The following is a 24,991-nucleotide window of genomic DNA, read 5'->3' on the forward strand; positions in this document are numbered from 1 at the left end:
GGCCCACTCGGGCGGCAGGATTTCTATAGTCGCCTGCATCGGGAGCCGGCGCGGCCCAGGCCTGCGGCTCCTTCCCCCGTAGATGGAACCCATGCCATGCAAGCCAAACCCCTCTTTCAGCTGCCGCGGCGCACCCTGCTCTCGCTGGGCACGTCCGGTCTTGCCGCCGTGTTGTGCGGCCTCACCCTGGCCCACACGGCCTCCACGGCCCATGCGGCCGATGCCTATCCGAACAAGCCGGTCAAGCTCATCGTGCCCTTTGCGGCAGGCGGCTCCACCGACATCGTTGCGCGCGTGATCGCAGAGGGCCTGCGCAGCACGCTGGGCCAGCCCGTGGTGGTGGACAACAAGGCCGGCGCTGGCGGCCTGATCGGCACCGAAAGCATGGCCCAGGCCGCGCCTGACGGCTACACCATCGGCATGGCCACGGTGAGCACGGCCACCATCAATCCCTCGCTGTACACGCGCGCCGCCAAGCTGGAAGGCAGGCTTTTGCCCGTGGCCAATCTGGTGACCATGCCGTCGGTCTACATGGTCCACCCCAAGATGGGCGTCAAGGATTTCCCGGGCTTTCTGGCCAGGCTGCGCGCCCAGCCCGGCGCCTACAGCGCGGGCGTGCCGGGCCTGGGCACGCTGGGCCATCTGATGGTGGCGTCCTTCAACGAGACCATGAAGACCCAGGTGCAGATCGTGCCCTACCGCGGCAACGGGCCGGCGCTCAACGATGCGCTGGCCGGCATGGTGCAGGTGATGACCGACCAGCTGCCTTCGGCCATGCCCCAGATCAAGGGCGGCAAGCTCATCCCCGTGGCGCTGTCGGGCGACAGCCGCTCGCCCGACCTGCCCGATGTGCCCACCTTCAAGGAGCTGGGCTACGCGCAGCTCAACGAACTGGGCATCAGCTGGTTCGGGCTGGTCGTGCCGGCCGGCACGCCACCGGCCATCGTCCGGCAGTTGCAGGATGCGTCGGTGAAGGCCGTGCGCCTGCCCGAGGTGCAAAAGCACCTGAAGCTGCTGGGCGCCTCGGTCACCGAGATGGACCAGAGCCGCTTCCCGGCCCAGATCGCCAGCGAACTGCAGCGCAACAAGGCGCTGCTGGACAAGGCAGGAGTGAAGCCGGAATGAGCGCAGTCGAGCATCTCCAGGACTTCTTCCAGCAGCAGTCCCCGCGCATGGCGGCCCTGGCCGACAGCATCTGGTCCCTGGCCGAGCTGCGCTATGCCGAAACCGCTTCTGCCCGGCTGCACATCGATGCGCTGGAGCAGGCCGGGTTTCGCATCACGCGCGGCGTGGCCGGCATTCCCACGGCCTTCCTGGCCGAATGGGGCGACGAGGGCCCGGTGCTGGCCTTCCTGGGCGAGTACGACGCGCTGTCGGGCCTGAACCAGCAAAGCGGCGCCCTGGTCTGCACGCCTTCCACCGACAGCCCGGGCCTGGCGGGCCACGGCTGCGGCCACCATCTGCTGGGCACCTCGGCGCATTTCGCGGCCGTTGCGCTGCAGGAGCACCTGCGCCGCAGCGGTGCCAAGGCACGCGTGCGCTACTACGGCTGCCCGGCCGAGGAAGGCGGATCGGGCAAGACCTTCATGGCGCGCGCCGGGGTCTTCGACGATGTGGACGCGGCGCTGACCTGGCACCCGGCCAGCTTCACCGGCGTGTTCAGCCAGAGCACGCTGGCCAACATCCAGGCGAAATTCATCTTCCACGGCAAGGCCGCGCATGCCGCGCATTCCCCGCACCTGGGCCGCAGCGCGCTCGACGCCGTGGAGCTGATGAACGTGGGCGTGAACTACCTGCGCGAGCACATGCCCACCGATGCGCGGGTGCACTACGCCATCACCGACTCGGGCGGCCTGTCGCCCAACGTGGTGCAGGCGCGCGCCGAGGTGCTGTACCTGGTGCGGGCAGCACGCAACCACGAGGCGGCAGCGCTGTACGAGCGCGTGCAGAACGTGGCGCGCGGCGCCGCGCTGATGACGGACTGCCGGCTTGAGATCATCTTTGACAAGGCCTGCTCCAACCTGCTGCAGAACCGCACGCTGAACCAGGTGATGTATGCGCAGATGCAGGCCCTGGGCCCGCTGCGCGTGGACCCCGGCCTGCATCGCCTGGCCGGAGACTTCCAGGCCACGCTGGACAGCAACGACGTGGACCAGGTCAGCCGCCCGCTGGCCAGCGTGCTGCGCGGCAAGGTGCCGGCGGTGTTCGAAGGCCTGGCGCCCTACGATCCTGCCGTGGAGGACACCCTGTTCGGCTCCACCGACGTGGCCGATGTGAGCTGGATCACGCCCACCGTCCAGGCCTGGGTGGCCTGCTACGCCTTCGGCACGCCGCTGCACTCCTGGCAGATGGTCTCGCAAGGCCAGTCCGGCCTGGCCCACGCAGGCATGGTGCGCGCCGCCCAGGTGCTGGCGGCCACGGCCATCTCCTTGCTGGAGCAGCCCGAACGCATTGCCCAGGCCAAGGCGGAGCTGCTTGAGCGCCGCGGCGGCCGACCCTATGCGTGCCCGATTCCTGCGGAGGTGCCCTTGCCGTTCATGCGGGGGTGATGGGCTTGGCTCGCCCTGGATGATCGACTCGTGCCCCATGCCCAGTTCCCGGGCTTGCCGGGGCTTGCCCCTTTGCGCTGCCGCAAACCCACCCCGCCGCCGCGTTGACCCATCACAAGCCCTCCGCGCCAGGCCACGGCGATAGTTGGATCGGGACCCCACCGATACCAACAAACCACAGGAGGACTTGTGAAGCTGATGATTGATCTTTTTTCCACCGACTACGGCCTGATGAGCCTGGGCGCCATCGTCTTCATGCTGATCATGGCGGGCTTTTTCCTGCGCCTGTTCCTGGGCAAGATGAAGCACGTGGCCAACAAGCCGCTTGAATGAAGAAATGCCCAGGCAGGGGCTGGCCTGGGCATTCGCACGCAGCAGCCCTGCGCACTCAATAGTGCGGGGGCAGCTCGTCGCGCAGATGGGTCGCGCCGCCGGCGGGTCCGCCTTCGGGCACCCGGCGGCGCAGGTCGCGCAGCTCGTCAAGCAGCCGGTCGATCTGCTGCTGCTGGCGGTAGATGGTCAGGTTCAGCTGCTCCAGCAGGTCATCGGTGTAGCTGGCCTTGATCTCCAGCTCCATCACGCGCGCCTGCAGGGCATCGGCGTCTGCGTGCCCGCCGCCGTGTTCTGCGTCGTCAGCCACGCTCATGCCTTGAGCGCCTGGGCCAGGCGGGCGATGCCTTCGCGGATCTTGTCCTCGTCAGCCGTGGCGAACGAGAGGCGGAAGCTGGTGGCATCGGGGTTTTGCGCAAAGAACGGCGCACCCGGCACAAAGGCCACGCCCTGGGCAATGGCCCGCTTGGCCAGCTCACCGGCATCGGCCAGCGCGCCGCCCTTGCCGGTCAGGCGCACCCACAGGAACAGGCCGCCCTGGGGCTGCAGGAATTCCACGGCATCGCCGAGGTGCTCGCGCAGCGCATCGCCCATGGCCTTGGCGCGGCGCGCGTAGACCTCGCGCACATGGGCCAGCGTGGCGGGCATGGCGCCGGACTTCAGGTACTGCGCGGCCGTGGCCTGGGCAAAGGTGCTGGTGTGGGCATCGCTGAACTGCTTGCACATCACGGCGCGGCCCAGCAGCTCGGCCGGGGCCACCAGCCAGCCAATGCGCAGGCCGGGGCTGAGCACCTTGCTCAGCGAGCCGCAGTGCGCCAGCCAGTCGCGGCTGCCGGGCACCTCGCTGGACAGCGCCAGCAGGCTGGGCGGAGGCGCTTCGCCAAAATACAGGTCGCCGTAGGGATCGTCCTCCACCACCAGGGTCTGGTACTTGACGGCCAGCTCCAGCACCTTCTTGCGGCGCTCCAGGCTCAGCATGGCGCCGCTGGGATTGCCGAAGGTGGGGATCAGGTAGACCAGCTTGGGGCGGTGCTCGGCAATGAGTTGCTCCAGCGCATCGACCTGGGCGCCTTCGGCGTCGATGGGCGCGCTGATGACTTCGGCGCCGTACAGGCGGAAGCACTGGATGGTGGCCAGGAAGGTCGGGCCTTCCACGATGACCTTGTCGCCGGGGTTGATCATGGTCTTGCCCAGCAGGTCCAGCGCCTGCTGGCTGCCCGTGGTCACCACCAGTTGCTCGGGGGCCAGCTCGCGCACGCCCTTGCCGGCCATGAAGGCGGCGATCTGCTCGCGCAGCGGCTGGTAGCCCTCGGTCGCACCGTACTGCAGCGCGGCGCCCGGCTCCTGCTGCAGCGCAGCCTGGGAGGCGGCGCTGATGCCGGCCACGTCGAACATGGCGCTGTCCGGGAAACCACCCGCAAAGCTGATGATGCCGGGCTTGCCCAGCAGCTTGAACAGCTCGCGGATGGCGGAGGTTTCTACGTTGTTCAGACGGTCGGCGAATTGCATGGGCAGGAGTCTCTTTGTCGGTGCAATGAAAAGGCGAAGCCTGCATTGTCGCCAATCCTGCCGCAGCTTTCCTGCACGATTAGAAGCCCCCTGAGTCGATTCGCGCCTCCCCCCTCTCTCCCGGAAGGCAGCTGCGTTCAATCCACCTTGATGTCGGCTCTGGCGGCCACGGCGCGCATTTGCGGCAGTTCGCGCTCTATGCGCTCCTGCAGCGCGCTGGCCGGACCCCATGCGGGCGACAGGCCGATGTCCACCAGCTTCTTCTTCATGGCCGGCTCGGCCATGGCGTCGGCCAGCGCCTTTTCCAGCTTCTTCTGGATGGGTGCGGGCAGGCCCGCCGGGGCGAGGAAGGCAAACCAGGTGTCCATGGCAAAGCCCGGGTAGCCGCTTTCGGCCACGGTGGGCACCTGGGGCAGCAGGGCCAGGCGCTGCGGGCCCAGGGCTGCGATGGGACGGATCTTGCCGGCCTTGATCAGCGGCGTGGTGGCCACCACCGTGTCCACGGCCACCTGCACCTGGCCGCCCATCAGCGCGGTGAGGCTGGGCGAGCTGCCATTGAAGGGCACATGCACCATGCGCATGCCCGTGGCGGTCTTGAGCATTTCGCCGCCGAAGTGCACCGAGGATCCCGTGCCGAAGGAGCCGTAGGACAGCTTGTCGGGGTCGGCCTTGGCCAGGGCCACGAGTTCGGGCAGCGTGCGTGCAGGCGTTTCGTTATGGGCCACCAGCACCAGGCCCATGTCGGCCACCAGCCCCAGCGGCGTGAAGCTGCGCAGCGGGTCATAGGGCAGCGGGTTGCGGATGGCGGGGTTGAGCGTCAACGTGGTGCTGGCGCCCAGCAGCAGCGTGTAGCCGTCGGGCGGCGCCTTGGCCACCAGCGCGCCCGCCACCACCGTGCCTGCACCAGGGCGGTTTTCCACGACCACGGGCTGGCCCAGCCGTTCACCCAGCGAGGTGGCCAGCAGCCGGCCCAGGATGTCGGTGGCGCCGCCCGGCGCAAACGGCACGACCAGCTTGATCGGGCGATCCGGGTAGGACTGGGGCTGGGCTTTGGCTGCGGGCAGCGCAAGTGCCGTGGCACCGGCCATCAGACACGACAGAAAACGGGAACGGGACAAGGCCATGGCGCGGATCTCCTGGGGGACGAGGGAACGGGAACCTGGGAAAACTCGATGCAACGGTTTCAGTCGAGCAGCGGGCTGCGCACGCGCGAGAAGCCACCGGCCTGGTCATAGGCATGGCCGATCTGCAGCACGGCCAGATCGGCCTGTGCCGGGCCGATGATCTGCAGCCCGGCAGGCAGCCCCTGCGGCCCCAAGCCTGCGGGCGCGGCCAGGGCCGGCAAGCCGGCCATGGTGGCGGGCACCACGGCCTGCATCCAGCGGTGGTAGGTGTCCATCTCGCGGCCGCCCACGGCATGCGGCCAGTCCAGCGCCGCATCGAACGGGAAGACCTGGGCGCAGGGCAGCACCAGAAAGTCGTAGCTGTCGAACAGGCGGCGCAGGGTTTCGTACCAGGCCGAGCGCACACGCGCCGCGTCATAGACCGCCATGGCCGGCAGCGCCAGGCCGCGCTCGATTTCCCAGAGGGCCTCGGGCTTGAGCAGGGCATGCGTGACCGGGTCGCGGTACAGGGCGGCGTTGGCCCCGGCCACGCTGAAGCTGCGCAGGTCGATCCAGGCGCGCCACAGGCGCTCGAAGTCAAAGACCGGCACGGCCTCTTCCACCGTGCAGCCGATGGTCTTGAAATGCCGCAGCGCCGCGCGGCAGGTCTCCAGCAGGCCGGGCTCGGTGGGCAGGTGCCCGCCCAGGTCCCCCAGCCAGCCGATGCGCAGGCCCTTGCAGTCGCGCGCCAGGTGGGCAGTCCAGTCCTTGGGCGGCTCGCTGCGGCGGGTCAGCGGCAGGCGTGCATCAAAGCCTGCCTGCACGGACAGCAGCAGGGCCAGGTCGGGAATGTCCCGCGCCATGGGGCCGGCCACGCTGAACTGCTGGAAGAACACCTCTTCCGAAGGGCCATGCGGCACGCAGCCCGCCGAGGTGCGCAATCCATAGACATGGTTGAAGGCGGCCGGCGTGCGCAGCGAGCCCATCATGTCCGAGCCATCGGCCACGGGCAGCATGCGCAGCGCCACGGCCACGCCGGCCCCGCCGCTGCTGCCGCCAGCGGAGCGCGAGGGATCGAAGGCATTGCGCGTGGTCCCGTAGACCGGGTTGTAGGTATGGCCGCCCAGGCCGAACTCGGGCGAATTGCTGCGCGCCACAAACAGCGCACCGCCTGCGCGCATGCGCTCGAACACCACGCAATCGGTCTGCGAGACCTGGCCCGCGAAGATGGGCGATCCCTTGGTCGTCACCATGCCGGCCGCCGGCATGATGTCCTTGGGTGCCTGGGGAAAGCCGTGCAGCGGCCCCAGGCTCTGGCCGCGCGCCAGCAGCGTGTCCAGCTCGCGGGAGCGGCCGCGCAGCCAGTCGCGGTCCAACGGAGACACCAGCGCGTTGACCACGGGGTTGAGGCGGTCGATCTGTGCGCAATAGGCATCCAGCACCTCCACGCAGGACAGATCGCGGCCCTGGATGGCCTTTGACAGCGCGACGGCCGACATCTCCACGACGCCACCACCCCCGGTGGCCAGATCCGGCTGCTGCGTTGCGGTGCTTGCGTTTGACTCCATGGATTTCCTCGTTTTTGTGACGGAACGAAGTCAGCATAAGCAGGCGAAATTATTTCGACAATCGCCTTTTTCTTGGCTTATCGTTGCGTTTTTCGCAAACCATGAGCAGACCCTCATGCTTTCCAACCGCCTACAGGACACGGCCTTGCGCTACTTTCTCGAAGTGGTGCGCAGCGGCTCGGTCAGCGAAGCCGCCACGCGGCTCAATGTCTCGCCCTCGGCCGTGAGCCGCCAGGTCGCCGGACTGGAAGAGATGCTGGGCGTGCCGCTGTTCGAGCGCCGCCCGCGCGGCATGGCGCCCAGCCCGGCAGGCGAACTGCTGGCCGCCCACGCACGCCGCGGTGCGCTGGAGGCCGACCGTGTGGTCTCCGACATCGAGGCCCTGCAGGGCCTGCGCCGGGGCGTGGTGCGCGTGTGCAGCTCGGGCGGCTTTGCCATCGAATTCCTGCCACGCGCCATGGCGCTTTTCCGCGAGCAGTACCCGGGCATGCAGTTCCACCTGCGTGTGGAGGCGCCTGCCGCCGTGACCCAGGCCGTGCTGGGCGGCGAGGCCGATGTGGGCCTGACCTACAGCCGCGCGGCGGCACGTGACATCGAGGTCTGGCACCGCCAGGTCTCGCCCGTGGTCGCCATCATGCGGCCCGACCATGCGCTGGCCCGACATGCCAGCATCACCCTGGCCCAGATGCATCCCCATGCCATTGCCCTGCCCGAGGACGCCAACACCGCGCGCCAGCTGTTCGACATCGCCTGCAGCCACCGCCGCCTGGTGTTCGAGCCCGCCCTGGTCAGCGGCCAGTTCGAGACCCTGGTGCACTTCGTGCTGCACGGCGGCGGACTGTCGCTGGGCGGTGAGGTCACCATGCGCGAGCGCGTGCGCCGAGGCGAGCTGCATGCGGCGCCCATCCGCGAGCGCGGCATGAATGCGCGCGCCATCGAGCTGCAGACGCTGTCCGGACGCACCCTGTCCAAGGGCGTGCGGGCCTTTGTGGAGCACCTGCGGGAACTGCTGCCGCCTGGGTAGGAGGAAGAGGAGAAGGGAACGAAGGAAGAAAAAGAAGGGGAACGGGTCTCAAGCGCAGTGGCAGGCGCTCAGGCCGGCCCGCCTTCCAGCTGGCGCTGCGCCCAATGCCACTGCGCCCGGCGTGTGGCCTGCCGCAGCCGCTGTGCCAACGCCTGGCGCTCAGGCAGGCCGGGCAGGTACTCGGCCATCTGCACGCCGCGCAGTCCCAGCTCCAGCAGCTCGATCTGCTCGGAGCTGTTGCCCGTGCACAGCACCATGCCCATCGGCGTGTTCTCGCCCTGCTCATGCTCATGCCGGTCCAGCCAGCGCAGGTATTGCTCCATCTGCTCCTTGTCCTCGGCCGTGAATTCGCCCACCTTCAGCTCCACCGCCACCAGCCGCCGCAGCTTGCGGTTGTAGAACAACAGATCGAGGTGGAAGTCCTGCTCATCCACATGCATGTGCATTTGCCGCGCGACCAGGGTGAAGCCCGTGCCCGACCGCAGCAGGAAGGCCTCCATCTCGCGGATGATGGCGGCCTGCAGGTCGCCCTCCTGCCAGGCATCGTGCAGCCCCAGAAAGTCGAAGATGTAGGGATCGCGCATGAACAGCGCCGGCGACATGCGCTCGGTGCTGCGCGGCGTGACCGGCTCCTGCGCGATCAGCGCCTCGGCATCGCAGGGCAGCGCCAGGCGTTCATAGAGCTGGGAGTCGATGCGGCTGCGCAGCGTGCGTGCGCTCCAGCGCTCGAGGCTCGCCATGCTGGCGTAGTACTCGCGCTGCACCGGGTCCTTGATCGCAATCAGCACGATGAAATGCGCCCAGCTCAATTTCCGGGTCGGCGAGACGACCAGGGGCTGGTCGGGAAACGCGGTGGAGAACTGCGTCATGCGCCACAGGTTCTTCTCCGAGAAGCTGCTGCCATAGTCCTGGACCAGATGCCCGGCCAGCACCGGCAGGACCTCATCGCTGCAGCCTGCCTGCCGCACCTCGGATTCATGGCCATGGATGTGCTGGCCGATGTGCCAGTACAGCAGGGTGAGTTCACTGTTGACGTTGGCTGCCACGCGAAGCCGCGCGGCCTCGATCAGGTCCCGCACATTGCCCAGCAGGGCCTGTGACGATGCGAGCGCGGGAGAAACGGATATCTTGCGAGTGGCCATGTGGTCGCCCCCCTCCTGGTGGCGTGATGTCTGGATGTCTGGTGTCGGCGGAATCGATCCGGCCGACTATTGCGATGCGGCCCTGGCCAGTCAACGCCGCATCTGCATAACCAGACGATCTGACCCTGGCAGACATGAAAAATCAGAACATTCCTAGAGCCTGTTACGCACTTTCAAATACCCGCGCTTGCATGACAATGCACGCCACATCGATGGATACGCGCTCCCCACAATGAAAACCACCAGCATCGAACCCTTCTTCGCCACGCTCAAGGCCGCCAATCCCTCGCCCCAGACCGAGCTGGAATACACCAATGTGTTCGAGCTGCTGTCTGCCGTGCTGCTGTCGGCCCAGGCCACGGACGTGGGCGTGAACAAGGCCACGCGCAAGCTGTTTCCCGTGGCCAATACGCCCCAGGCCATCCTGGACCTGGGACTTGAAGGGCTGGAGGGATACATCAAGACCATCGGCCTGTACCGCAGCAAGGCCAAACACCTGATGCAGACCTGCCAGATCCTGGTCGAGCGCCACGGCGGCCAGGTGCCGCGCACGCGTGAGGAACTGGAAGCCCTGCCCGGCGTGGGCCGCAAGACCGCCAACGTGGTGCTCAACGTGGCCTTTGGCGAGCCCACCATGGCCGTGGACACGCACATCTTCCGCGTGAGCAACCGCACGGGCCTGGCGCCGGGCAAGACGCCGCTGGCCGTGGAGATGCAGTTGATGAAGCGCGTGCCCCCGGCCTATGCCGTGGACTCGCACCACTGGCTCATCCTGCTGGGCCGCTACGTCTGCCAGGCCCGCAAGCCACGCTGCTGGGAGTGCGTGGTGGCACCGTACTGCGACTACTCGCCCAAGACGCCTGCCCCGGCTGCGGGCAAGCGCTGAGCCTCAATCGGCCTTGAAGCCCGTGGCCGCCACGGCCTTGCCCCAGGTGGCCGTGTCGGCGCGCATGATGCGGGCGAGTTCGTCGCCCGTGGTGCCCGTCACGCGGAAACCGGCTTCTTCCAGCCGGCTGCGGCTGTCGGGCTGCTGCAGGGCGCGCACGATGTCGGCCTGCAGCCTGGCCACGATCTCGGGCGGTGTCTTGGCGGGCGCGACCACGCCGAACCAGGAATTGAACTCCAGCGACGGATAGCCCTGCTCCCGGATGGTGGGCAGCTCGGGCATGGACTGGGTGCGCGTGGCGCCCGTGCTGCCCAGGGCCGTGAGCTTGCCGGCCTTGACCTGGGGCGCGGCCAGGGCCGCCGTGGCGAAGACGGCCTGCACGTCGCCGCTGAACAGGCCGCCCAGGGCATCGTTGGTGTTCTTGTAGTGCACGGGCTCGGGCTTGAGCTGCACGGCGCTGCCGAACATGAAGGCGCCGAAGTGGCCGGGCGTGCCGGCACCGAAGGTGGCGATGAACAGCTCCTTGCGCTGGCGCGCCCAGGCCACGAAATCGGGCACATTGCGGGCCGGCACTTTCTGCGGATTGACCAGCAGCACGAAGTCGGAGGTGACGACCTGGCTGACGGGCACAAAGTCCTTTTGCGGGTCGTAGGGCAGGCGCTGGTAGGTGTTGGGCGCAATGCTGAGCTGGCCGGTCTCGCCCAGCATCAGCGTGTAGCCGTCAGGCACGGCGCGTGCCGCCTCGCTGGCGGCGATGAGGCCGCCAGCGCCCGGCTTGTTGTCCACGACCACGCCCAGGTTGCCCCATTGCTCGGAGAGTTTCTGCGCGAGCAGGCGCGCCACGATGTCCGGCCCCGTTCCCGCAGGAAAGCCGACGAGCAGGCGCACGGGCTTGCTCGGGAAGGCCGGCTGGGCGCCGGCCACGGTCCAGGGAGCCAGCCCGGTGGCCAGCACGGCGGCAAGTGCGCAGGCCACGGCGGTGCGGCGCGGCTTCGATGCCTGGTTTTTCATGTGTCTTGTCTCCTGCATTGTGGGTATCGAGAGGGGAAAGGCGCGGCTCAGAGCAGTTCGTGAAAGCGCATCTGCACGCGGTCGGGATGGCGCGCGCCGGTGCCGAAGAACAGGCGCTCGTTGATCCAGGCCAGCGCACGGCTGGCCGTCTCCATGCGGGGCGCGCAGCGGAAATAGATGTGCGCGGGGTCCACGGGCTCGCCGCGCGCCAGCTTTGCCATGAGCGCCGGGTCGCCGCTGCGCAGCGCCTGGTTGCAGACATAGATCAGGTCGCCGGCATCGGTCTCCAGCACATAGCGCGCATCGAGCTCGGCCAGCCCGCCGTGCACGATGCGCTGGAAGTCCGCGCCTCCGGGCAGCACGCGCGCGCTCCAGCCGTCGCCCCGGGCCGTGCCGCCCAGGATGGGTATCAGTCGGCGCCCGCCGTGCGCCGTGGCACCGACCTCCTGCGGCGGGCCCACCTGCACGCTCAGGTCGGCGAAGAAGCGAAAGCGCGGATCGGGCAAGGCCGCAAGCTGCGGCACGTCATCTGGCATGGTTCTGGGGCTCCGGTGGATGGAATCGGGACCTAGCATAAGCACCATTGCCCGGGCCGGCCGTCATCCCGGAAGATGACAACGCCCTGCCCGCCCCTGCCATCCCTTGAGACACTGGACCGCCCCCTCCGACACCCCTGACGCCAGCGCCCTGGGCGCCCATGCGTCCGGCCATGCGTCCGGCCACGCGCCCAGCCACGCCATCGGCCACATGGTCGCCAGCCTGGGCGAGCCCGGCTTCGCCCGGCAGGTGCTGGAGGCCATGAACCCGCTGCTGCCCGCCGCCTCCTGGTCGGTCTACCGCACGGGCCCGCGCAGCCGGCCGCAGCTGTTCCTGTCGGCCAGCAGCGAGGCGCGCGACACCACGCGCGACTGCTGGTGGGCCTATCTCTCGGGTCCTTATCTGCGCGACAGCACCTGGAACCACGGCGACGCCGGCCCGGCACGCGCCACGGTGCTGTGCCACATCACGGCCCAGGAGGTGGAAGGCGAGCACCGCGCCCTGGTCTACGACGCGCACGGCATGGCCGAGCGCGTATCCATCGTCGAGCACCAGGACGACGGCGGTGTGTTTGCCGTCAATTTCTATCGCCACCAGCACCAGAGGGCACTGGGCGATGCGCAGATCGACCGCTTCGGGAGCATGGCGCCCGTGCTGCTGGCCCTGGCGCACAAGCACATCGCGCTGACGCAGGCGCAGCCCGCCGTGGTAACGGCCTTGGCCTCGGCCCCGGCCGCCCCACCCAGCCAGCCCCGGCAGCGGCAGACACTGCCGGCCCTGCGCATGCGCCTGCTGCAGGCACAGCCCGACCTGACGCCGCGCGAACTCGATGTCTGCGCCCGGCTGCTGCAGGGCATGACGCATGAGGGCATTGCCTGCGACCTGTGCCTGAGCCTGCCCACCGTCAAGACCTACCGCAACCGCGCCTTCGCGCGGCTGGGCATCCACTTTCGCAGCGAGCTGTTCGCGCTGGCCATGGAGCCGCAGGGCTGAGGCCTTGCGTCAATCCAGCGATGCGCCGGACGCCTTGACGATGCGCGCCCACTTGGCGATGTCCTCGCGCAGCAGGGCCGCCATCTGGGCGGGCGGCACGGGCCTGTCCGCCGGCCCGGCCAGCTCCACGCCCGAGGCTTCCAGCCGGGTGCGCAGATCACTGGCCGCCAGCGCGCGGGCCATGCCGTCCTGCAACTGCGCCAGCACCGGCGCGGGCACGCCTTCAGGCGCAAACAGACCCACCCACAGCGTGCCGTTGTAGCCGGGCACGGTCTCGCCAATGGTGGGCACATCGGGCAGCAGCGGCGAGCGCGCCGCGCCGCTCACGGCCAGTGCGCGCAGCCGGCCGGCCTGGATATGGGGCAGGGTCGATGGCAGGCTGCCGAACAGCAGCGGCACCTGCCCGCCCAGCACATCGTTGAGCGCGGGCGCCACGCCCTTGTAGGGCACATGCTGCAGCTGGATGCCCGCCATGCTGTTGAGCATCTCGCCCAGCAGATGGTTGAGCGTGCCGTTGCCGGCCGAGGCATAGCGGAACTCGTCGGGCCGGCCCCGGGCCATGGCGACCAGCTCGGGCACGGATTTGGCCGCAAAGCCGGGATGGGCCAGCAGCACATTGGGCACGGAGCCGATCAGGCCGATGGGCCGGAAGTCCTTCACCGGATCGAAGCCCGGCTTGCGGTACAGCGCGGGGTTGATGGCCTGGCTGCTGCTGATGGTCATCAGCAGCGTATGCCCGTCGCGCGGCGCCTTGGCCACGGCCTGGGTGCCGATGTTGCCGCCCGCGCCGGGCCGGTTCTCGACCACCACGCTGGCGCCCAGCACCTCGGCCAGCTTCTGGCTCACCAGCCGGCCCACGATGTCATTGGTGCCACCGGGCGCCTGCGGGACGATCATCACGATGGGCCGCGCAGGCCAGGCCTGGGCATGGCCCAGCAGGGGCAAGGCGAGTGCGGCGGCCACCAGGCTTCGGCGGCGCAAAAGGCTCGACGGCAGGGGAAAGGAAGAATCCGGCATGGTCATGTCTCCATTTGTTCTTGTCGCAAGCCCGCATGGTTGCCCGTGCCGGGCCAGCGCACAATCGCGCATTTCCTGACCCGGCCTTCGGAATTGACAAAGCCTTGACCCAGCCCATGCCCTCTTCGCCCTTCATGCCCCTCATGCATTTCGACCTGACGGACCTGCGCCTGTTCGTGCATGCCGCCGAACTGGGCAGCCTCACGCGCGCCTCGCAAAGGCAGCACCTGTCCCTGGCCGCAGCCAGCCTGCGCATCAAGGCGCTGGAGGAGCAGGCGGGCATGCCCCTGCTGTACCGCGAGGCGCGCGGCGTGCGCCCCACGCCGGCCGGCGAAGCCTTCCTGCACCATGCGCGCGGCATGCTGCTGCAGTCCGAGCAGCTGCGCCACGACCTGCAGGAGTACGGCGCCGGCCTGCGCGGCCATGTGCGGGTGTTTGCCAACACCACGGCCGTGACCGACTTTCTTCCCGAGATCCTGCCCGCCTTTCTTGCCGACCACCCGCGCGTGAACGTGGACCTGCAGGAGCGGCCCAACGCCGAGATCGCACGCGGCGTGCTCGACGGCCGGGCCGACCTGGGCATCGTGGCCGGCCAGGTGGACACGCTGGGCCTGCAGACCATCCACTTCAGCACCGACCGGCTGGTGCTGGCCACGCCGCGCGGCCACCGCTTTGCGCGGCGCAAGCGCATTGCGTTTGCCGAGACGCTGGACGAGGACGCCATCGGCATGCAGCAGGGCAGCACGCTGCAGACATTTCTGGCAGGTGTGACCGAGCGCCTGGGCAAGCCCATGAAGCTGCGCATACAGCTGTCCAGCTTCGACGCCATGTGCCGCATGATCGGCGCCGGCGTGGGAATCGGCATCGTTCCCGAGAGCGCCGCGCGGCGCAACCGCGAAAGCATGGGGCTGGCACTCATCGATCTGACCGACGCCTGGAGCGTGCGCGAGCGCCGCATCCTCGTGCGCGACCAGGGCCGGCTGCCGCGCCATGCGCAGGCCCTGATCGAGGTGCTGCAGGCCTACTACGCCGCGCCTGCCGTCTCCTGAGCCTGCGGCGCACCCTGCTCCATCAGGCTGGACAGCGAAAGAACCTGCCCGCCGCCCGCATCGAAGTTGCCCGGCTCCAGCCAGCGCTGGTAGGCCGCGCGCAGCGCCGGCCATTCGCTGTCGATGATGGAGAACCAGGCCGTGTCGCGGCTGCGGCCCTTGTAGACCACGGCCTGGCGGAACACCCCCTCGAACTGGAAGCCCAGGCGCGCCGCTGCGGCACGCGACGGCGCATTCAGGCTGTCGCACTTCCACTCGTAGCGGCGGTAGCCCAGCTCGTCGAAGGCGCGCTGCATCAGCAGGAACTGCGCCTCGGTGGCCGCACGCGTGCGCTTGAGCTGGCGCGAGTAGCAGACAAAGCCCACCTCCACCACGCCGCTGGCCGTGTCCACGCGCATCAGCGCCAGCGAGCCGATGGCACGGCCCGTGGCCAGGTCGATGACGGCGTGGTGCAGCGGGTCATCGCTGGCCTGGGCGGCCTCGGCAAAGCGCAGATAGGCCTGGGCATCCGCGAAGGGGCCCACCGACATGTAGGTCCAGTCGCTGGCGTCCGGCGCCTGGCTGAAGGCATCGAACAGATCGGCTGCATGGCGCGCGGCGGACAGCGGCTCCAGCCGGCAGTAGCGGCCTTGCATGGGCGTGCGCGGCGGGCGCTGGCGCGGGGTCCAGCCGGGAAGGTCGTGGCCTACGGGTTGGGAGTGGGCGTTGAGTGCGGGGGGCATGGGAGATTCCTGGTCAGGTCATTTGGCAGGGCCACGATAGCGCTGGCGTGGCATCATTGAAAGCGCCATATCCCTCTTATTTCATGGTGCCACGTCACCCATTGCATGCACGCCCCTGACCTGCTGACCAGTCCCTTGCAATCCGGCCCTGGAGCGGCTCCCCGCCAGCGCCAACTGATCCAGCGCCTGAAGCAGGCCATCCTGGCGGGCCGCCTGCCGGCCGGTGACCGCCTGCCGGCCTCGCGCGCCCTGTCGGAGGATCTGGGAGTCTCGCGCAACACCGTGCTCATCGCCTACGAGCAACTGGCGGCCGAAGGCTATGTGGTCGCCGACCGGCAGGGCACGCGCGTGGCGGCTGTATCCACCCATTCCACGGCAGCCGCCGAGGCGGCCGCCGCGCCTCCCTGCGCACCCCGCACGGCCCGCCGCCTGGACCGCATCGCGCCCACGCGCCATGCCATCGACCGCAGCCTGCCGCTGACACCGGGCACGCCCGCGTTGGACAGATTCCCCCTGCCCGCCTGGCGCCGTTCGCAGGACCGCGCATTGCGCCTTCCCGCCAGCGCCACGCTGGACTATGGCGATCCTGCGGGCGAGCCCGCACTGCGCCAGGCCATTGCGCAGCACCTGCGCATCTCGCGCGGCGTGCGCTGCGATGCCTCGCGCATCATCGTCACCGAAGGCGCCCAGGGTGCGCTGGACCTGTGCGTGCAACTGCTCACCAACCCGGGCGACCATGCCTGGCTGGAGGAGCCCGGCTACCGGGGCGCCAAGTCGGCCTTTGCGGGGGGAGACCTGTGCGTCAGCACACTGCGCGTGGATGCGGATGGCGCAGCCATTGCGCCCGGCCTGTGGGACAGCCATCCTCCACGGCTGATCCAGATCACGCCGTCGCACCAATATCCCACGGGCGCCGTGCTGTCGGTGGCGCGCCGGCTGGACCTGCTGGAGCGCGCGCGCCGTGCCGGCGCCTGGATCATCGAGGACGACTACGACAGCGAATTCCGCCACCAGGGCACGCCCATCGCCGCCATGCAGGGCCAGGTGCCGGACGCGCCCGTGCTCTATGTGGGCACCTTCAGCAAGACCATGTTCCCGGCACTGCGCCTGGGCTTTGTGGTGCTGCCGCAGGCCCTGGCCACCAGCGCGGCATCCGCCGTGCAGGAGATGCTGCGCGGCGGCCACCGCCTGGAGCAGCTGGCCATGGCGGACTTCATGGAAAGCGGCCAGTTCTCGCGCCACCTGGGCCGCATGCGGCGCCTGTACCGCGAGCGCCAGGCGGCCCTGCGCGAGGCGCTGGCCACGCAACTGGGCGTGGAGCATGAGGTGCTGGGCGGCCACGGCGGCCTGCACCTGACGGTGCGGCTGCCGCCGGACCTGTCCGACCGTGCCATCGTGGAGCAGGCGCGGCGCGCCGGCATGAACCCGGGCACCCTCTCGTCCTTCGCCCTGGCACCGCTGCCCCAGGACAACGGCCTGGTGATCGGCTATGGCAACACCGATGCCGCGCGCTTCGGCGCGCTGGTCAGGCGGCTGGGCAAGCTGGCGGCAGCTGCGTTACCGCGCTAGCCGCGGCGCGGCTCCAGCGGCTATGCCTCCTCCGAACGCGTGCTCACCCCTGCCTGCGCAAAGCTGGCCATCTCGCCCAGCATGGCGCAGGCCGACACCAGCAGCGGCCAGGCCAGGGCCGCGCCCGAGCCTTCGCCCAGGCGCAGCTGCCAGTCCAGCAGCGGCTCGGCACCCAGGTGGGCCAGCATGCGCACATGGCCGGGCTCCCCCGAGCGGTGCGAGAACACGCAGCGCTCCAGCACGGCCGGCTGCAGGCGGCTGGCCACCAGCACGGCGGCCGTGGTGATGAAGCCATCGACCACGATGACGCGCCGCTCGGCAGCGGCCTGCAGCACGGCGCCCACCATGGTGGCAACCTCGAAGCCGCCCATGGCCGCCAGCGCATCCAGCGGTTCGGTGGCCTGGGCGTGCAGCTGCAGCACCTCCTGCAGCACCCCGATCTTGCGGGCCAGCCCGGCGGCATCCAGCCCGGTGCCCGCACCCGTGACCTCGGCCAGCGGTTCGCCGCACAGCCGCGCCAGCAGCAAGGATGCGCTGGAGGTATTGCCAATGCCCATCTCGCCCAGCAGCAGCGCATTGCCCGGCAGCTGGCGCACCAGGGCCGCGCCGTTGCGCAGGGCCATGGCGCATTCGGTGGCCGTCATGGCCGGGCCCTGGCTGCAGTCGCGCGTGCCGTAGCCCAGCTTGCGGCGCCACAGGCGCGGCTGGCCGGGCTGGGGAAGCTTGTCGTCGGGGTCCTGCTCGCGCGCGGGAAAGTCGCGTGCCACGCCGCAGTCCACCACGTTCAGCGCCAGCCCATGCTGGCGCGCCAGCACGCTGACGGCGGCGCCGCCGGCCATGAAGTTCTCGACCATCTGCCAGGTCACATCCACCGGATAGGCCGACACGCCGCGCGCAGCCAGCCCATGGTCGGCCGCAAACACCAGCATCTGCGGCTGCTGCAGCACCGGCCTGTCCTGGCCCAGGATGCAGGCAATGCGCAGCGCCAGCTGCTCCAGCCGCCCCAGTGCGCCCAGCGGCTTGGTCTTGTGGTCTATGGCGTGCTGCACGCGCTGGGTGAAGGCGGCATCGGCCAGCGAGGCGATGGCGGGAATAGCGGCTATAGCGGTAGTGGCAGCATTGGCGCCATCGTGCGAGTGTTCTGTGGGTGCAGCGGAATGCGGGGTAGGCGTTGACATGGCGAAGCGGCCTTGGCCCGGGACGGGCGTGGCGGGCGGATTGCAAAGGCGCAAGTATGGCGCGCCGCGCAACTCCGGCAGAACCATCGGTCTCTTTACGGCCGCCATGGACGGTCTGGGCGTCGATTGCCGTAGCAGGCCGTACAGGCCGGCCCGTTCTGAGACAATCGCTGCCACACGTGTCTCCCCAGCCCCCCACCACCTCCATGACGGTTTCCTTCTCGGCCATTCAGCCCGGTCTCAAGCTTGCGGACCAGGTTGCCCGGCAGCTGGAGGCGCGCATCCGCGCCGGCAATCTGCAGCCGGGGCAGAAGCTGCCGACCGAGGCCGAGCTCGTGCAGCAGCTCGAGGTCAGCCGCACCGTGGTGCGCGAGGCGGTGTCCCAGCTCAAGTCGCGCAACCTGGTGGAATCGCGCCAGGGCAGCGGCGTGTTCGTGAAGGCGGCAGGCATAGAGCCACTGGACTTCGAAGGCCTGCCGGCGGCTGGCAGGAATGCGCTGATCCAGATCACCGAGGTGCGCCGCGCGCTGGAAGCCGAGGTGGCCGAGCTCGCGGCGCGGCGGCGCAGCGAAGAGGATATGCAGCGCATCCACGATGCGGAGAGCGCCCTGGCCGAGGCCGTGCGGCTGGGCCGTGATGGCGTGGAGGAGGACATGGCGTTTCACCGCGCCATTGCCCAGGCTTCGGGCAACCCGTTCCTGATCAGCACGCTGGACTACCTGTCGCAGTTCCTGCGCGGCGCCATGCGCATCACGCGCGCCAACGAGGCGCGGCGCGAGGACTTCGGCAAGGCCGTGGAACGCGAGCACCACAGCATCGTGCTGGCCATCGAGGCCGGCGACCCCAAGGCCGCGCGCAAGGCCGCCGCCACGCACATGGGCAACGCCATAGACCGCATTCACCGCGCCGACGCCAGCTTCTGGGAGCAGGACGGCGAACGCCTGGCCCGCGACATCCTGGCCGCCAAGCCCTGAACCTCCGAAACCACCTCTTGGCGCCTGGCCAAGGGTTTTCACCTTGTTTGGATTTTTGCGCAAAATTTGTATGATGACCTGATGACAATATCAGTCACATCTTTTTCTGCACCCGGCACACCTGGCCTTTGCCTGGGCGTTCACCCATGAGCGACGAATCCCGCATCCGCGAGCAGATCTGCGCCACCGGCGCCAGCCTCTACCAGCGCGGCTACACCGTCGGCGCGGCCGGCAACATCAGTGCGCGCCTGCATGACGGCTGGCTGATCACCCCCACCGACGCCTGCCTGGGCCGGCTCGACCCGGCCGAGCTGTCCAAGGTCGATGCCGGCGGGCAGTGGGTCAGCGGCGCCAAGCCTTCCAAGACCCTGGTCCTGCATCGGGGCATCTACGCCAATGACGGCGAGGCGCGTGCCGTCATCCACACGCATTCCACGCATCTGGTGGCGCTGACGCTGTCCGGCGTCTGGCGCGAAGACGAGGTGCTGCCGCCCATCACCCCCTACCAGGTCATGAAGGTGGGCCGCATCCCGCTGATCCGCTACCGCCGGCCCGGCGATCCGCAGGCCGCCGCCGAGGTGGCCGCGCTGGCCGGCCAGGTGCGCGGCGCCTTGTTCGAGCGCCTGGGCCCCGTGGTCTGGGAACGCTCGGTGGAGCAGGCCAGCCATGTGCTGGAAGAGCTGGAGGAAACCGCAAGGCTCTGGCTCATGACCCATCCCCGGCCGCAGCCCCTGGACGCGGCCGCCATCGACGAGCTGCGCACCACCTTCGGGGCGCGCTACTGATTTGCACCGCGGCGCCCACGGCCGCATTCCACCACCCAGCCCATCCACAGCCGCGCAGCCGCCAGGCGGCGCATCAAGCGGCGAACTAAGCGGCGAACCCAAGGGAGACTTGAAATGACGACAACGGATATCGCATCCGGCCAGGCCGGGGCCCACCCTGCCCAGGCCGACTCTCCGGAGACGGCGCGCGCCTACGCCAAGGTGTTCTGGCGCCTCGTGCCGTTCCTGATGCTGTGCTATGTGATCGCCTACCTGGACCGCGTGAACGTGGGCTTTGCCAAGCTGCAGATGTCACAGGACCTGGGCTTCAGCGAGACCGTGTTCGGCCTGGGCGCAGGCGTGTTCTTCATCGGCTACTTCCTCTTCGAGGTGCCCAGCAACCTGCTCATGCACCGCCTGGGCGCGCGCGTCTGGATCGCCCGCATCATGATCACCTGGGGCATTCTGTCGGCCATGTTCATGTATGTGGAAACGCCCACGGGCTTCTACATCCTGCGCTTTCTGCTGGGCCTGGCCGAGGCGGGCTTCTACCCCGGCGTGATCCTGTACCTGACCTACTGGTATCCGGCCCACCGGCGCGCCAAGATCGTGGCGCTGTTCATGTCGGCCATCCCCGTGGCCGGCATCTTCGGCAACCCGCTGTCGGGCTGGATCATGCAGGCCTTCCACGGCGACCATGGCCTGCACGGCTGGCAGTGGATGTTCCTGATCGAGGCGATTCCCGCCCTGGTGATCGGCGTGGTGACCATCTTCTATCTGGACAACGGCATCTCCAGCGCCAAGTGGCTGACGGCCTCCGAAAAGCAGCTGCTGGCGCGCGAGATCGAGCTGGACCAGCAGCACTCAGGCGCCCAGAAGCATTCGCTCAAGGCCGTTTTCGCCGACCGCCGCGTCTGGTGGATGTGCCTGATCTACTTCGCCTTCGTCGCCGGCCAGTACGGGCTGACCTTCTGGATGCCCACGCTGATCAAGTCCACGGGCGTCACGGGCGCGCTGAACATCGGCCTGCTCAGTGCCATCCCCTTCCTGTGCGCCATCGTGGTGATGAACCTCATGGGCCACAGCGCCGACAAGCGCCGCGAGCGCCGCTGGCACCTGATCGTGCCCGCGCTGATGGGCGCCGTGGGCTTTGCGATGACGGCCTTCTTCGCCGACAACACGGTTCTTTCCCTGATCTTCCTGTCGCTGGCTGCAGCCGGCGTGCTGACCTGCGCGCCGCTGTTCTGGTCGCTGCCCACGGCCTTCCTGTCGGGCACGGCGGCGGCGGCGGGCATTGCCATCGTCAACTCGGTCGGCAACCTCGCGGGCTTCGCCAGCCCTTACATGATCGGCTACCTCAAGGACCTGACCCAGTCCACGCAGGCCGGCATGTTCGTGCTGGCGGGGGTGCTCGTGGTGGGCGCCATCGCGGTCTGGCTCACCCCCGCAAAGATGGTCAACCGCTGACCGGCCCTTCTTCCCATCCTTCAAGCTCCAAGCCCCAAGACACATGAAAGTACTGATCACCGGCGGCGCCGGATTCCTGGGCCAGCGCCTGGCCCGCAAGCTGCTCGAACAGGGCACGCTGACGCTGGCCGGCACCCGCTGGCCCATCCACCAGATCGACCTGCTCGACGTGGTGGCCACCCATGCCATTGACGACACGCGCGTGCGCTCCCTGGTGGGCGACATTGCCGACCCGCAGGTGCTGCGCGGCGCCATAGACCAGGACACGGCCGTGATCTTCCATCTGGCCGCCGTGGTCAGCGGCCAGGCCGAGGCCGACTTCGACCTGGGCATGCGCATCAACCTCGATGCCTCGCGCGCCCTGCTGGAGACCTGCCGCGCCGTGGGCCACATGCCGCGCGTGGTCTTCACCAGCTCGGTGGCCGTCTACGGGGGCGACCTGCCCGACACCGTGCTGGACGGCACGGCCCTGAACCCGCAGTCCTCCTACGGCACGCAAAAAGCCATTGCCGAGCTGCTGCTGGCCGACTACACGCGGCGTGGCTTTGTCGACGGCCGCGTGCTGCGCCTGCCCACGATCAGCGTGCGCCCAGGCCGGCCCAATGCGGCCGCCTCGTCGTTTGCCAGCGGCATCATCCGCGAGCCCCTCAACGGCGAAGCGGCCAACTGCCCCGTGGGTGCCACCACGCGCCTGTGGCTGCTGTCCCCGCGCCGCGCCGTCGAGGCCCTGGTCGCAGGCTGCGAACTCGATGCCAGCGCCGTCGCCGACCGCCGCCCCATCAACCTGCCCGGCGTGTCCGTCAGCGCGGGCGACATGGTGCGCGCGCTGCGCGAAGTGGCTGGCGACGAAGTGGCCAACCGCGTGAGCTGGCAGCCCGACGACAAGGTCGAGCGCATCGTCGGCAGCTGGCCCGGCCGCTGGGATACCACGCGCGCCAACCAGCTGGGCCTGCGCGGCGACGAGGACTTTGCGGCCATCGTGCGCGCCTACATCGCCGATGACCTGACCCCCCTACGCCAGCCATGAACCACACCACCGCCATACCCCGCGCCGTCGGAGTGATCGGCCTGGGCGCCATGGGCGCCGGCATGGCGCAAAGCCTGCGCCGCGCCGGCCACCACGTGCATGTCCACGACATCCGCCCCGAGGCCGCAGCCGCCTTCGCCGCCGAAGGTGGCACGGCCTGCGCCACGCTGGCCGACATGGCCGCCGCTTGCCGCATCATCGTCAGCGTGGTGGTCAACGCCCAGCAGACCGAGACCGTGCTGTTCGGCGAAGGCGGCATCGCCCCTGCGCTGCAGCCCGGCTCCGTCTTCGTCATGTGCTCCACCGTGGACCCCAACTGGTCTGTGGCGCTGGAGGCCAGGCTGCAGGCGCAGGGCGTGCACTACATTGACGCGCCCATCTCCGGCGGCGCGGCCAAGGCCGCGTCGGGCCAGATGACCATGATGACGGCAGGCCGCCCCGAGGCCTATGCCGCCTGCGAAGGCGTGCTCGACGCCATGGCCGCCAAGGTCTACCGCCTGGGCGACAGCGCGGGCGCGGGCAGCAAGGTCAAGATCATCAACCAGCTGCTGGCCGGCGTGCACATCGCAGCAGCGGCCGAGGCCATGGCCCTGGGCCTGCGCGAAGGCGTCGATGCCGCCGCGCTCTATGAGGTCATCACCCACAGCGCCGGCAACAGCTGGATGTTCGAGAACCGCATGGCCCACGTGCTGGCCGGCGACTACACCCCGCTGTCGGCCGTGGACATCTTCGTCAAGGACCTGGGGCTGGTGCTGGACACCGCGCGCCACAGCAAATTCCCGCTGCCCCTGGCCTCCACGGCCCACCAGATGTTCATGCAGGCATCCACCGCCGGCCATGGCCGCGAGGACGACAGCGCCGTCATCAAGATCTTCCCGGGCATCACCCTGCCCCAGGCTCCATCGGAATCCCCATGACCCTTCTTCTGGGCTGCATAGCCGACGACTTCACGGGCGCCACCGATCTGGCGAACAACCTGGTGCGCGCAGGCATGCGCGTGGTGCAAAGCATTGGCGTGCCTGCCGGCCCGGTGGACGAGGGCGTGGACGCCGTCGTTGTCGCGCTCAAGTCGCGCACCATCGCGCCGGCCGATGCCATTGCGCAATCGCTGCAGGCCCTCCAATGGCTGCAGGCCCAGGGCGCCAATGGCCGCGCGCCGCAGATCTACTTCAAGTACTGCTCCACCTTCGACAGCACGCCGCAGGGCAACATCGGCCCCGTGACCGATGCGCTGATGGACGCGCTGGGCTGTGGCTTCACCATCGCCACGCCGGCCTTCCCCGACAACCAGCGCACCGTCTTCAAGGGCCACCTGTTCGTGGGCGATGTGCTGCTCAGCGACAGCGGCATGCGCAACCACCCGCTCACGCCCATGACCGATGCCAACCTGGTGCGCGTGCTGCAGGCGCAGACACGGCGCAAGGTGGGGCTGATCGACCATGTGGCCGTCGCGCAGGGCGAAGCCGCCATCCGCGTGCGCATCGCCGCACTCCAGGCCGAGGGCGTGGGCATGGCCGTGGTCGATGCCGTCTCCAACGACGACCTGCTGCGCCTGGGCCCGGCCCTGGCCGGCATGCCGCTTGTCACGGCGGGCTCGGGCGTGGCCATCGGCCTGCCCGCGAACTTCGGCATCCAGCCCACGGCCCAGGCCGCCGCCCTGCCAACCGCCACCGGCCTGCAGGCGGTGGTCTCGGGCAGTTGCTCGGTGGCCACCAATGCACAGGTGGCGCACTTCATCGCCTCGGGGCGCCCTGCCCTGGCGCTGGAGCCGCTGCGCATCGCCGCTGGCGAGGACGAAGCCGGCAAGGCCCTGGCCTGGGCCCGCCAGCACATCGCCAGCGGCCCCGTGCTGATCTACTCCACGGCCGAATCCTCGGCCGTCAAGGCCGTGCAGGGCCGCCTGGGCGTGGAGCAGGCCGGCGCACTGGTCGAACAGACCATCGCCGCCATCGCCCGGGGGCTGGTCGAGATGGGCGTGCGCCAGCTCGTCGTGGCCGGTGGCGAAACCTCGGGCGCCTGCGTGCAGGCGCTGGGCATCGAGCAGATGCGCATAGGGCCGCAGATCGACCCTGGCGTGCCCTGGTGCCATGCCGCCTCGCCCCTGGCGCCGCAGGGCCTGCACCTCACGCTCAAGTCCGGCAACTTCGGCACCACGGACTTCTTCACCAAGGCCTTCGGCGCGTTGCAGCGCGCCTGATGCCACACTCAGCCTCCGTTTTCAGGAAAGCCTTCATGCCCCGTTTCGCCGCCAACCTGTCCATGCTCTACAACGACCTGGACTTTCTTGACCGCTTCGAGGCCGCCGCGCGCGACGGCTTCCAGGCCGTCGAATACCTGTTCCCCTACGACTTCGCGCCCGAGCAACTGGCCCGGCGACTGCAGGACCACGGCCTGCAGCAGGTGCTGTTCAACGCCCCGCCCGGCGACTGGAACGCGGGCGAGCGCGGCCTGGCCTGCATCCCCGGGCGCGAAGCGGAATTTGCCCAGGGCATGGAACGCGCCGTGGCCTACGCCCGGGCCCTGGGCTGCCCGCGCATCCACGTCATGGCCGGGCTCAAGCCCGCAGGCGCCA

The 24,991-nt window shown here is 69.2% G+C and carries 25 protein-coding genes; 15 read left to right on the plus strand and 10 right to left on the minus strand.

Features of this window, described 5'->3' with window-relative positions; all coding sequences use genetic code 11:
- Window positions 1-96 precede the first annotated feature (96 nt).
- The 3 genes from JHD82_RS13390 to JHD82_RS13400 all read left to right on the plus strand — a co-directional run bounded on the left by JHD82_RS13390 (window position 97) and on the right by JHD82_RS13400 (window position 2,882).
- On the plus strand, window positions 97-1,125 hold the full coding sequence (locus JHD82_RS13390; protein ID WP_199136908.1) for a tripartite tricarboxylate transporter substrate binding protein BugE: 1,029 nt from the start codon (window positions 97-99) through the stop codon (window positions 1,123-1,125).
- Window positions 1,122-2,549, plus strand: coding sequence for a M20 family metallopeptidase (locus JHD82_RS13395; RefSeq protein ID WP_199136910.1), 1,428 nt, complete (start codon window positions 1,122-1,124; stop codon window positions 2,547-2,549). Before JHD82_RS13390 ends, JHD82_RS13395 begins: the two co-directional genes overlap by 4 nt.
- A 198-nt stretch (window positions 2,550-2,747) precedes the next feature.
- A complete protein-coding gene (locus JHD82_RS13400) occupies window positions 2,748-2,882 on the plus strand; it encodes a DUF3149 domain-containing protein (RefSeq protein WP_012204679.1) in 135 nt (44 codons plus the stop codon).
- Between the two features lie 55 nt (window positions 2,883-2,937).
- Here the strand turns inward: JHD82_RS13400 and JHD82_RS13405 are convergent, their stop codons facing one another.
- From JHD82_RS13405 to JHD82_RS13420, 4 genes are all read right to left on the minus strand, one after another.
- Entirely contained in the window at window positions 2,938-3,195 is a 258-nt protein-coding gene (locus JHD82_RS13405; protein ID WP_065346289.1) for a SlyX family protein, read from the minus strand.
- Window positions 3,192-4,388 carry a PLP-dependent aminotransferase family protein gene (locus JHD82_RS13410; RefSeq protein ID WP_065346290.1) on the minus strand — a complete coding sequence of 399 codons (1,197 nt, stop codon included), beginning with the start codon at window positions 4,386-4,388 and terminating at the stop codon, window positions 3,192-3,194. The genes JHD82_RS13405 and JHD82_RS13410 overlap by 4 nt, the downstream gene beginning before the upstream one ends.
- Window positions 4,389-4,525: 137 nt before the next feature.
- Complete coding sequence (locus JHD82_RS13415) at window positions 4,526-5,512, minus strand: tripartite tricarboxylate transporter substrate binding protein (protein ID WP_065346291.1); 987 nt, start codon at window positions 5,510-5,512, stop codon at window positions 4,526-4,528.
- Window positions 5,513-5,571: 59 nt separating this feature from the next.
- Window positions 5,572-7,059, minus strand: a complete 1,488-nt coding sequence (locus JHD82_RS13420) for an amidase (protein WP_199136912.1) — start codon at window positions 7,057-7,059, stop codon at window positions 5,572-5,574.
- Between the two features lie 115 nt (window positions 7,060-7,174).
- Between JHD82_RS13420 and JHD82_RS13425 the strand changes: the two genes are divergently transcribed.
- Entirely contained in the window at window positions 7,175-8,083 is a 909-nt protein-coding gene (locus JHD82_RS13425; RefSeq protein WP_013803186.1) for a LysR family transcriptional regulator, read from the plus strand.
- Window positions 8,084-8,151: 68 nt separating this feature from the next.
- Here the strand turns inward: JHD82_RS13425 and JHD82_RS13430 are convergent, their stop codons facing one another.
- Window positions 8,152-9,225, minus strand: coding sequence for a YhcG family protein (locus tag JHD82_RS13430; RefSeq protein WP_199136914.1), 1,074 nt, complete (start codon window positions 9,223-9,225; stop codon window positions 8,152-8,154).
- Window positions 9,226-9,457: 232 nt separating this feature from the next.
- On the opposite strand from JHD82_RS13430, the gene nth reads away from it, so the two are divergent.
- Complete coding sequence (gene nth / locus JHD82_RS13435) at window positions 9,458-10,111, plus strand: endonuclease III (RefSeq protein ID WP_199136916.1); 654 nt, start codon at window positions 9,458-9,460, stop codon at window positions 10,109-10,111.
- A gap of 3 nt (window positions 10,112-10,114) precedes the next feature.
- Here the strand turns inward: nth and JHD82_RS13440 are convergent, their stop codons facing one another.
- Window positions 10,115-11,122 carry a tripartite tricarboxylate transporter substrate binding protein gene (locus tag JHD82_RS13440; protein ID WP_199136918.1) on the minus strand — a complete coding sequence of 336 codons (1,008 nt, stop codon included), beginning with the start codon at window positions 11,120-11,122 and terminating at the stop codon, window positions 10,115-10,117.
- Between the two features lie 47 nt (window positions 11,123-11,169).
- Window positions 11,170-11,658 carry a DUF3237 domain-containing protein gene (locus JHD82_RS13445; protein ID WP_043819387.1) on the minus strand — a complete coding sequence of 163 codons (489 nt, stop codon included), beginning with the start codon at window positions 11,656-11,658 and terminating at the stop codon, window positions 11,170-11,172.
- A 106-nt stretch (window positions 11,659-11,764) separates the two neighbouring features.
- Between JHD82_RS13445 and JHD82_RS13450 the strand changes: the two genes are divergently transcribed.
- Window positions 11,765-12,652, plus strand: coding sequence for a LuxR C-terminal-related transcriptional regulator (locus tag JHD82_RS13450; RefSeq protein WP_374191647.1), 888 nt, complete (start codon window positions 11,765-11,767; stop codon window positions 12,650-12,652).
- A gap of 9 nt (window positions 12,653-12,661) precedes the next feature.
- On the opposite strand, the gene JHD82_RS13455 is transcribed toward JHD82_RS13450, so the two are convergent.
- A complete protein-coding gene (locus tag JHD82_RS13455) occupies window positions 12,662-13,669 on the minus strand; it encodes a tripartite tricarboxylate transporter substrate binding protein (RefSeq protein WP_199136920.1) in 1,008 nt (335 codons plus the stop codon).
- Between the two features lie 143 nt (window positions 13,670-13,812).
- Here JHD82_RS13455 and JHD82_RS13460 point away from each other — a divergent pair, with 143 nt between their 5' ends.
- The gene (locus JHD82_RS13460) at window positions 13,813-14,718 is read left to right on the plus strand and encodes a LysR family transcriptional regulator (protein ID WP_026062687.1); all 906 of its coding nucleotides are present in this window, start codon (window positions 13,813-13,815) and stop codon (window positions 14,716-14,718) included.
- Here the strand turns inward: JHD82_RS13460 and JHD82_RS13465 are convergent.
- Window positions 14,694-15,440, minus strand: a complete 747-nt coding sequence (locus JHD82_RS13465; protein WP_065346296.1) for a GNAT family N-acetyltransferase — start codon at window positions 15,438-15,440, stop codon at window positions 14,694-14,696. The two genes, JHD82_RS13460 and JHD82_RS13465, sit on opposite strands and share 25 nt — an antisense overlap.
- A 105-nt stretch (window positions 15,441-15,545) precedes the next feature.
- Here JHD82_RS13465 and JHD82_RS13470 point away from each other — a divergent pair, with 105 nt between their 5' ends.
- Window positions 15,546-17,009 carry a PLP-dependent aminotransferase family protein gene (locus JHD82_RS13470; protein ID WP_199136922.1) on the plus strand — a complete coding sequence of 488 codons (1,464 nt, stop codon included), beginning with the start codon at window positions 15,546-15,548 and terminating at the stop codon, window positions 17,007-17,009.
- 20 nt (window positions 17,010-17,029) lie between these two features.
- On the opposite strand, the gene cobT is transcribed toward JHD82_RS13470, so the two are convergent.
- Window positions 17,030-18,274 carry a nicotinate-nucleotide--dimethylbenzimidazole phosphoribosyltransferase gene (cobT, locus tag JHD82_RS13475; RefSeq protein ID WP_233174724.1) on the minus strand — a complete coding sequence of 415 codons (1,245 nt, stop codon included), beginning with the start codon at window positions 18,272-18,274 and terminating at the stop codon, window positions 17,030-17,032.
- A gap of 119 nt (window positions 18,275-18,393) precedes the next feature.
- Between cobT and JHD82_RS13480 the strand changes: the two genes are divergently transcribed.
- From JHD82_RS13480 to JHD82_RS13510, 7 genes are all read left to right on the plus strand, one after another.
- Window positions 18,394-19,161 carry a FadR/GntR family transcriptional regulator gene (locus JHD82_RS13480; protein WP_013803197.1) on the plus strand — a complete coding sequence of 256 codons (768 nt, stop codon included), beginning with the start codon at window positions 18,394-18,396 and terminating at the stop codon, window positions 19,159-19,161.
- A gap of 146 nt (window positions 19,162-19,307) precedes the next feature.
- Window positions 19,308-19,946, plus strand: a complete 639-nt coding sequence (locus JHD82_RS13485) for an aldolase (RefSeq protein ID WP_099734125.1) — start codon at window positions 19,308-19,310, stop codon at window positions 19,944-19,946.
- 114 nt (window positions 19,947-20,060) lie between these two features.
- A complete protein-coding gene (locus tag JHD82_RS13490; RefSeq protein WP_043819407.1) occupies window positions 20,061-21,392 on the plus strand; it encodes an MFS transporter in 1,332 nt (443 codons plus the stop codon).
- Window positions 21,393-21,435: 43 nt separating this feature from the next.
- Entirely contained in the window at window positions 21,436-22,419 is a 984-nt protein-coding gene (denD, locus tag JHD82_RS13495; RefSeq protein ID WP_199136924.1) for a D-erythronate dehydrogenase, read from the plus strand.
- Window positions 22,416-23,336: an L-threonate dehydrogenase gene (gene ltnD / locus JHD82_RS13500; protein ID WP_199136926.1), complete on the plus strand. Its 921-nt coding sequence runs from the start codon at window positions 22,416-22,418 to the stop codon at window positions 23,334-23,336. Before denD ends, ltnD begins: the two co-directional genes overlap by 4 nt.
- Window positions 23,333-24,616, plus strand: coding sequence for a 3-oxo-tetronate kinase (otnK, locus tag JHD82_RS13505; RefSeq protein ID WP_199136928.1), 1,284 nt, complete (start codon window positions 23,333-23,335; stop codon window positions 24,614-24,616). The genes ltnD and otnK overlap by 4 nt, the downstream gene beginning before the upstream one ends.
- A 35-nt stretch (window positions 24,617-24,651) precedes the next feature.
- Window positions 24,652-24,991, plus strand: a 340-nt coding sequence (locus JHD82_RS13510) for a TIM barrel protein (protein WP_199136930.1), incomplete at its 3' end; no start/stop codon positions are given.

It is taken from the genome of Delftia sp. ASV31 (assembly GCF_016428765.1).
Lineage (GTDB): Bacteria > Pseudomonadota > Gammaproteobacteria > Burkholderiales > Burkholderiaceae_C > Comamonas > Comamonas acidovorans.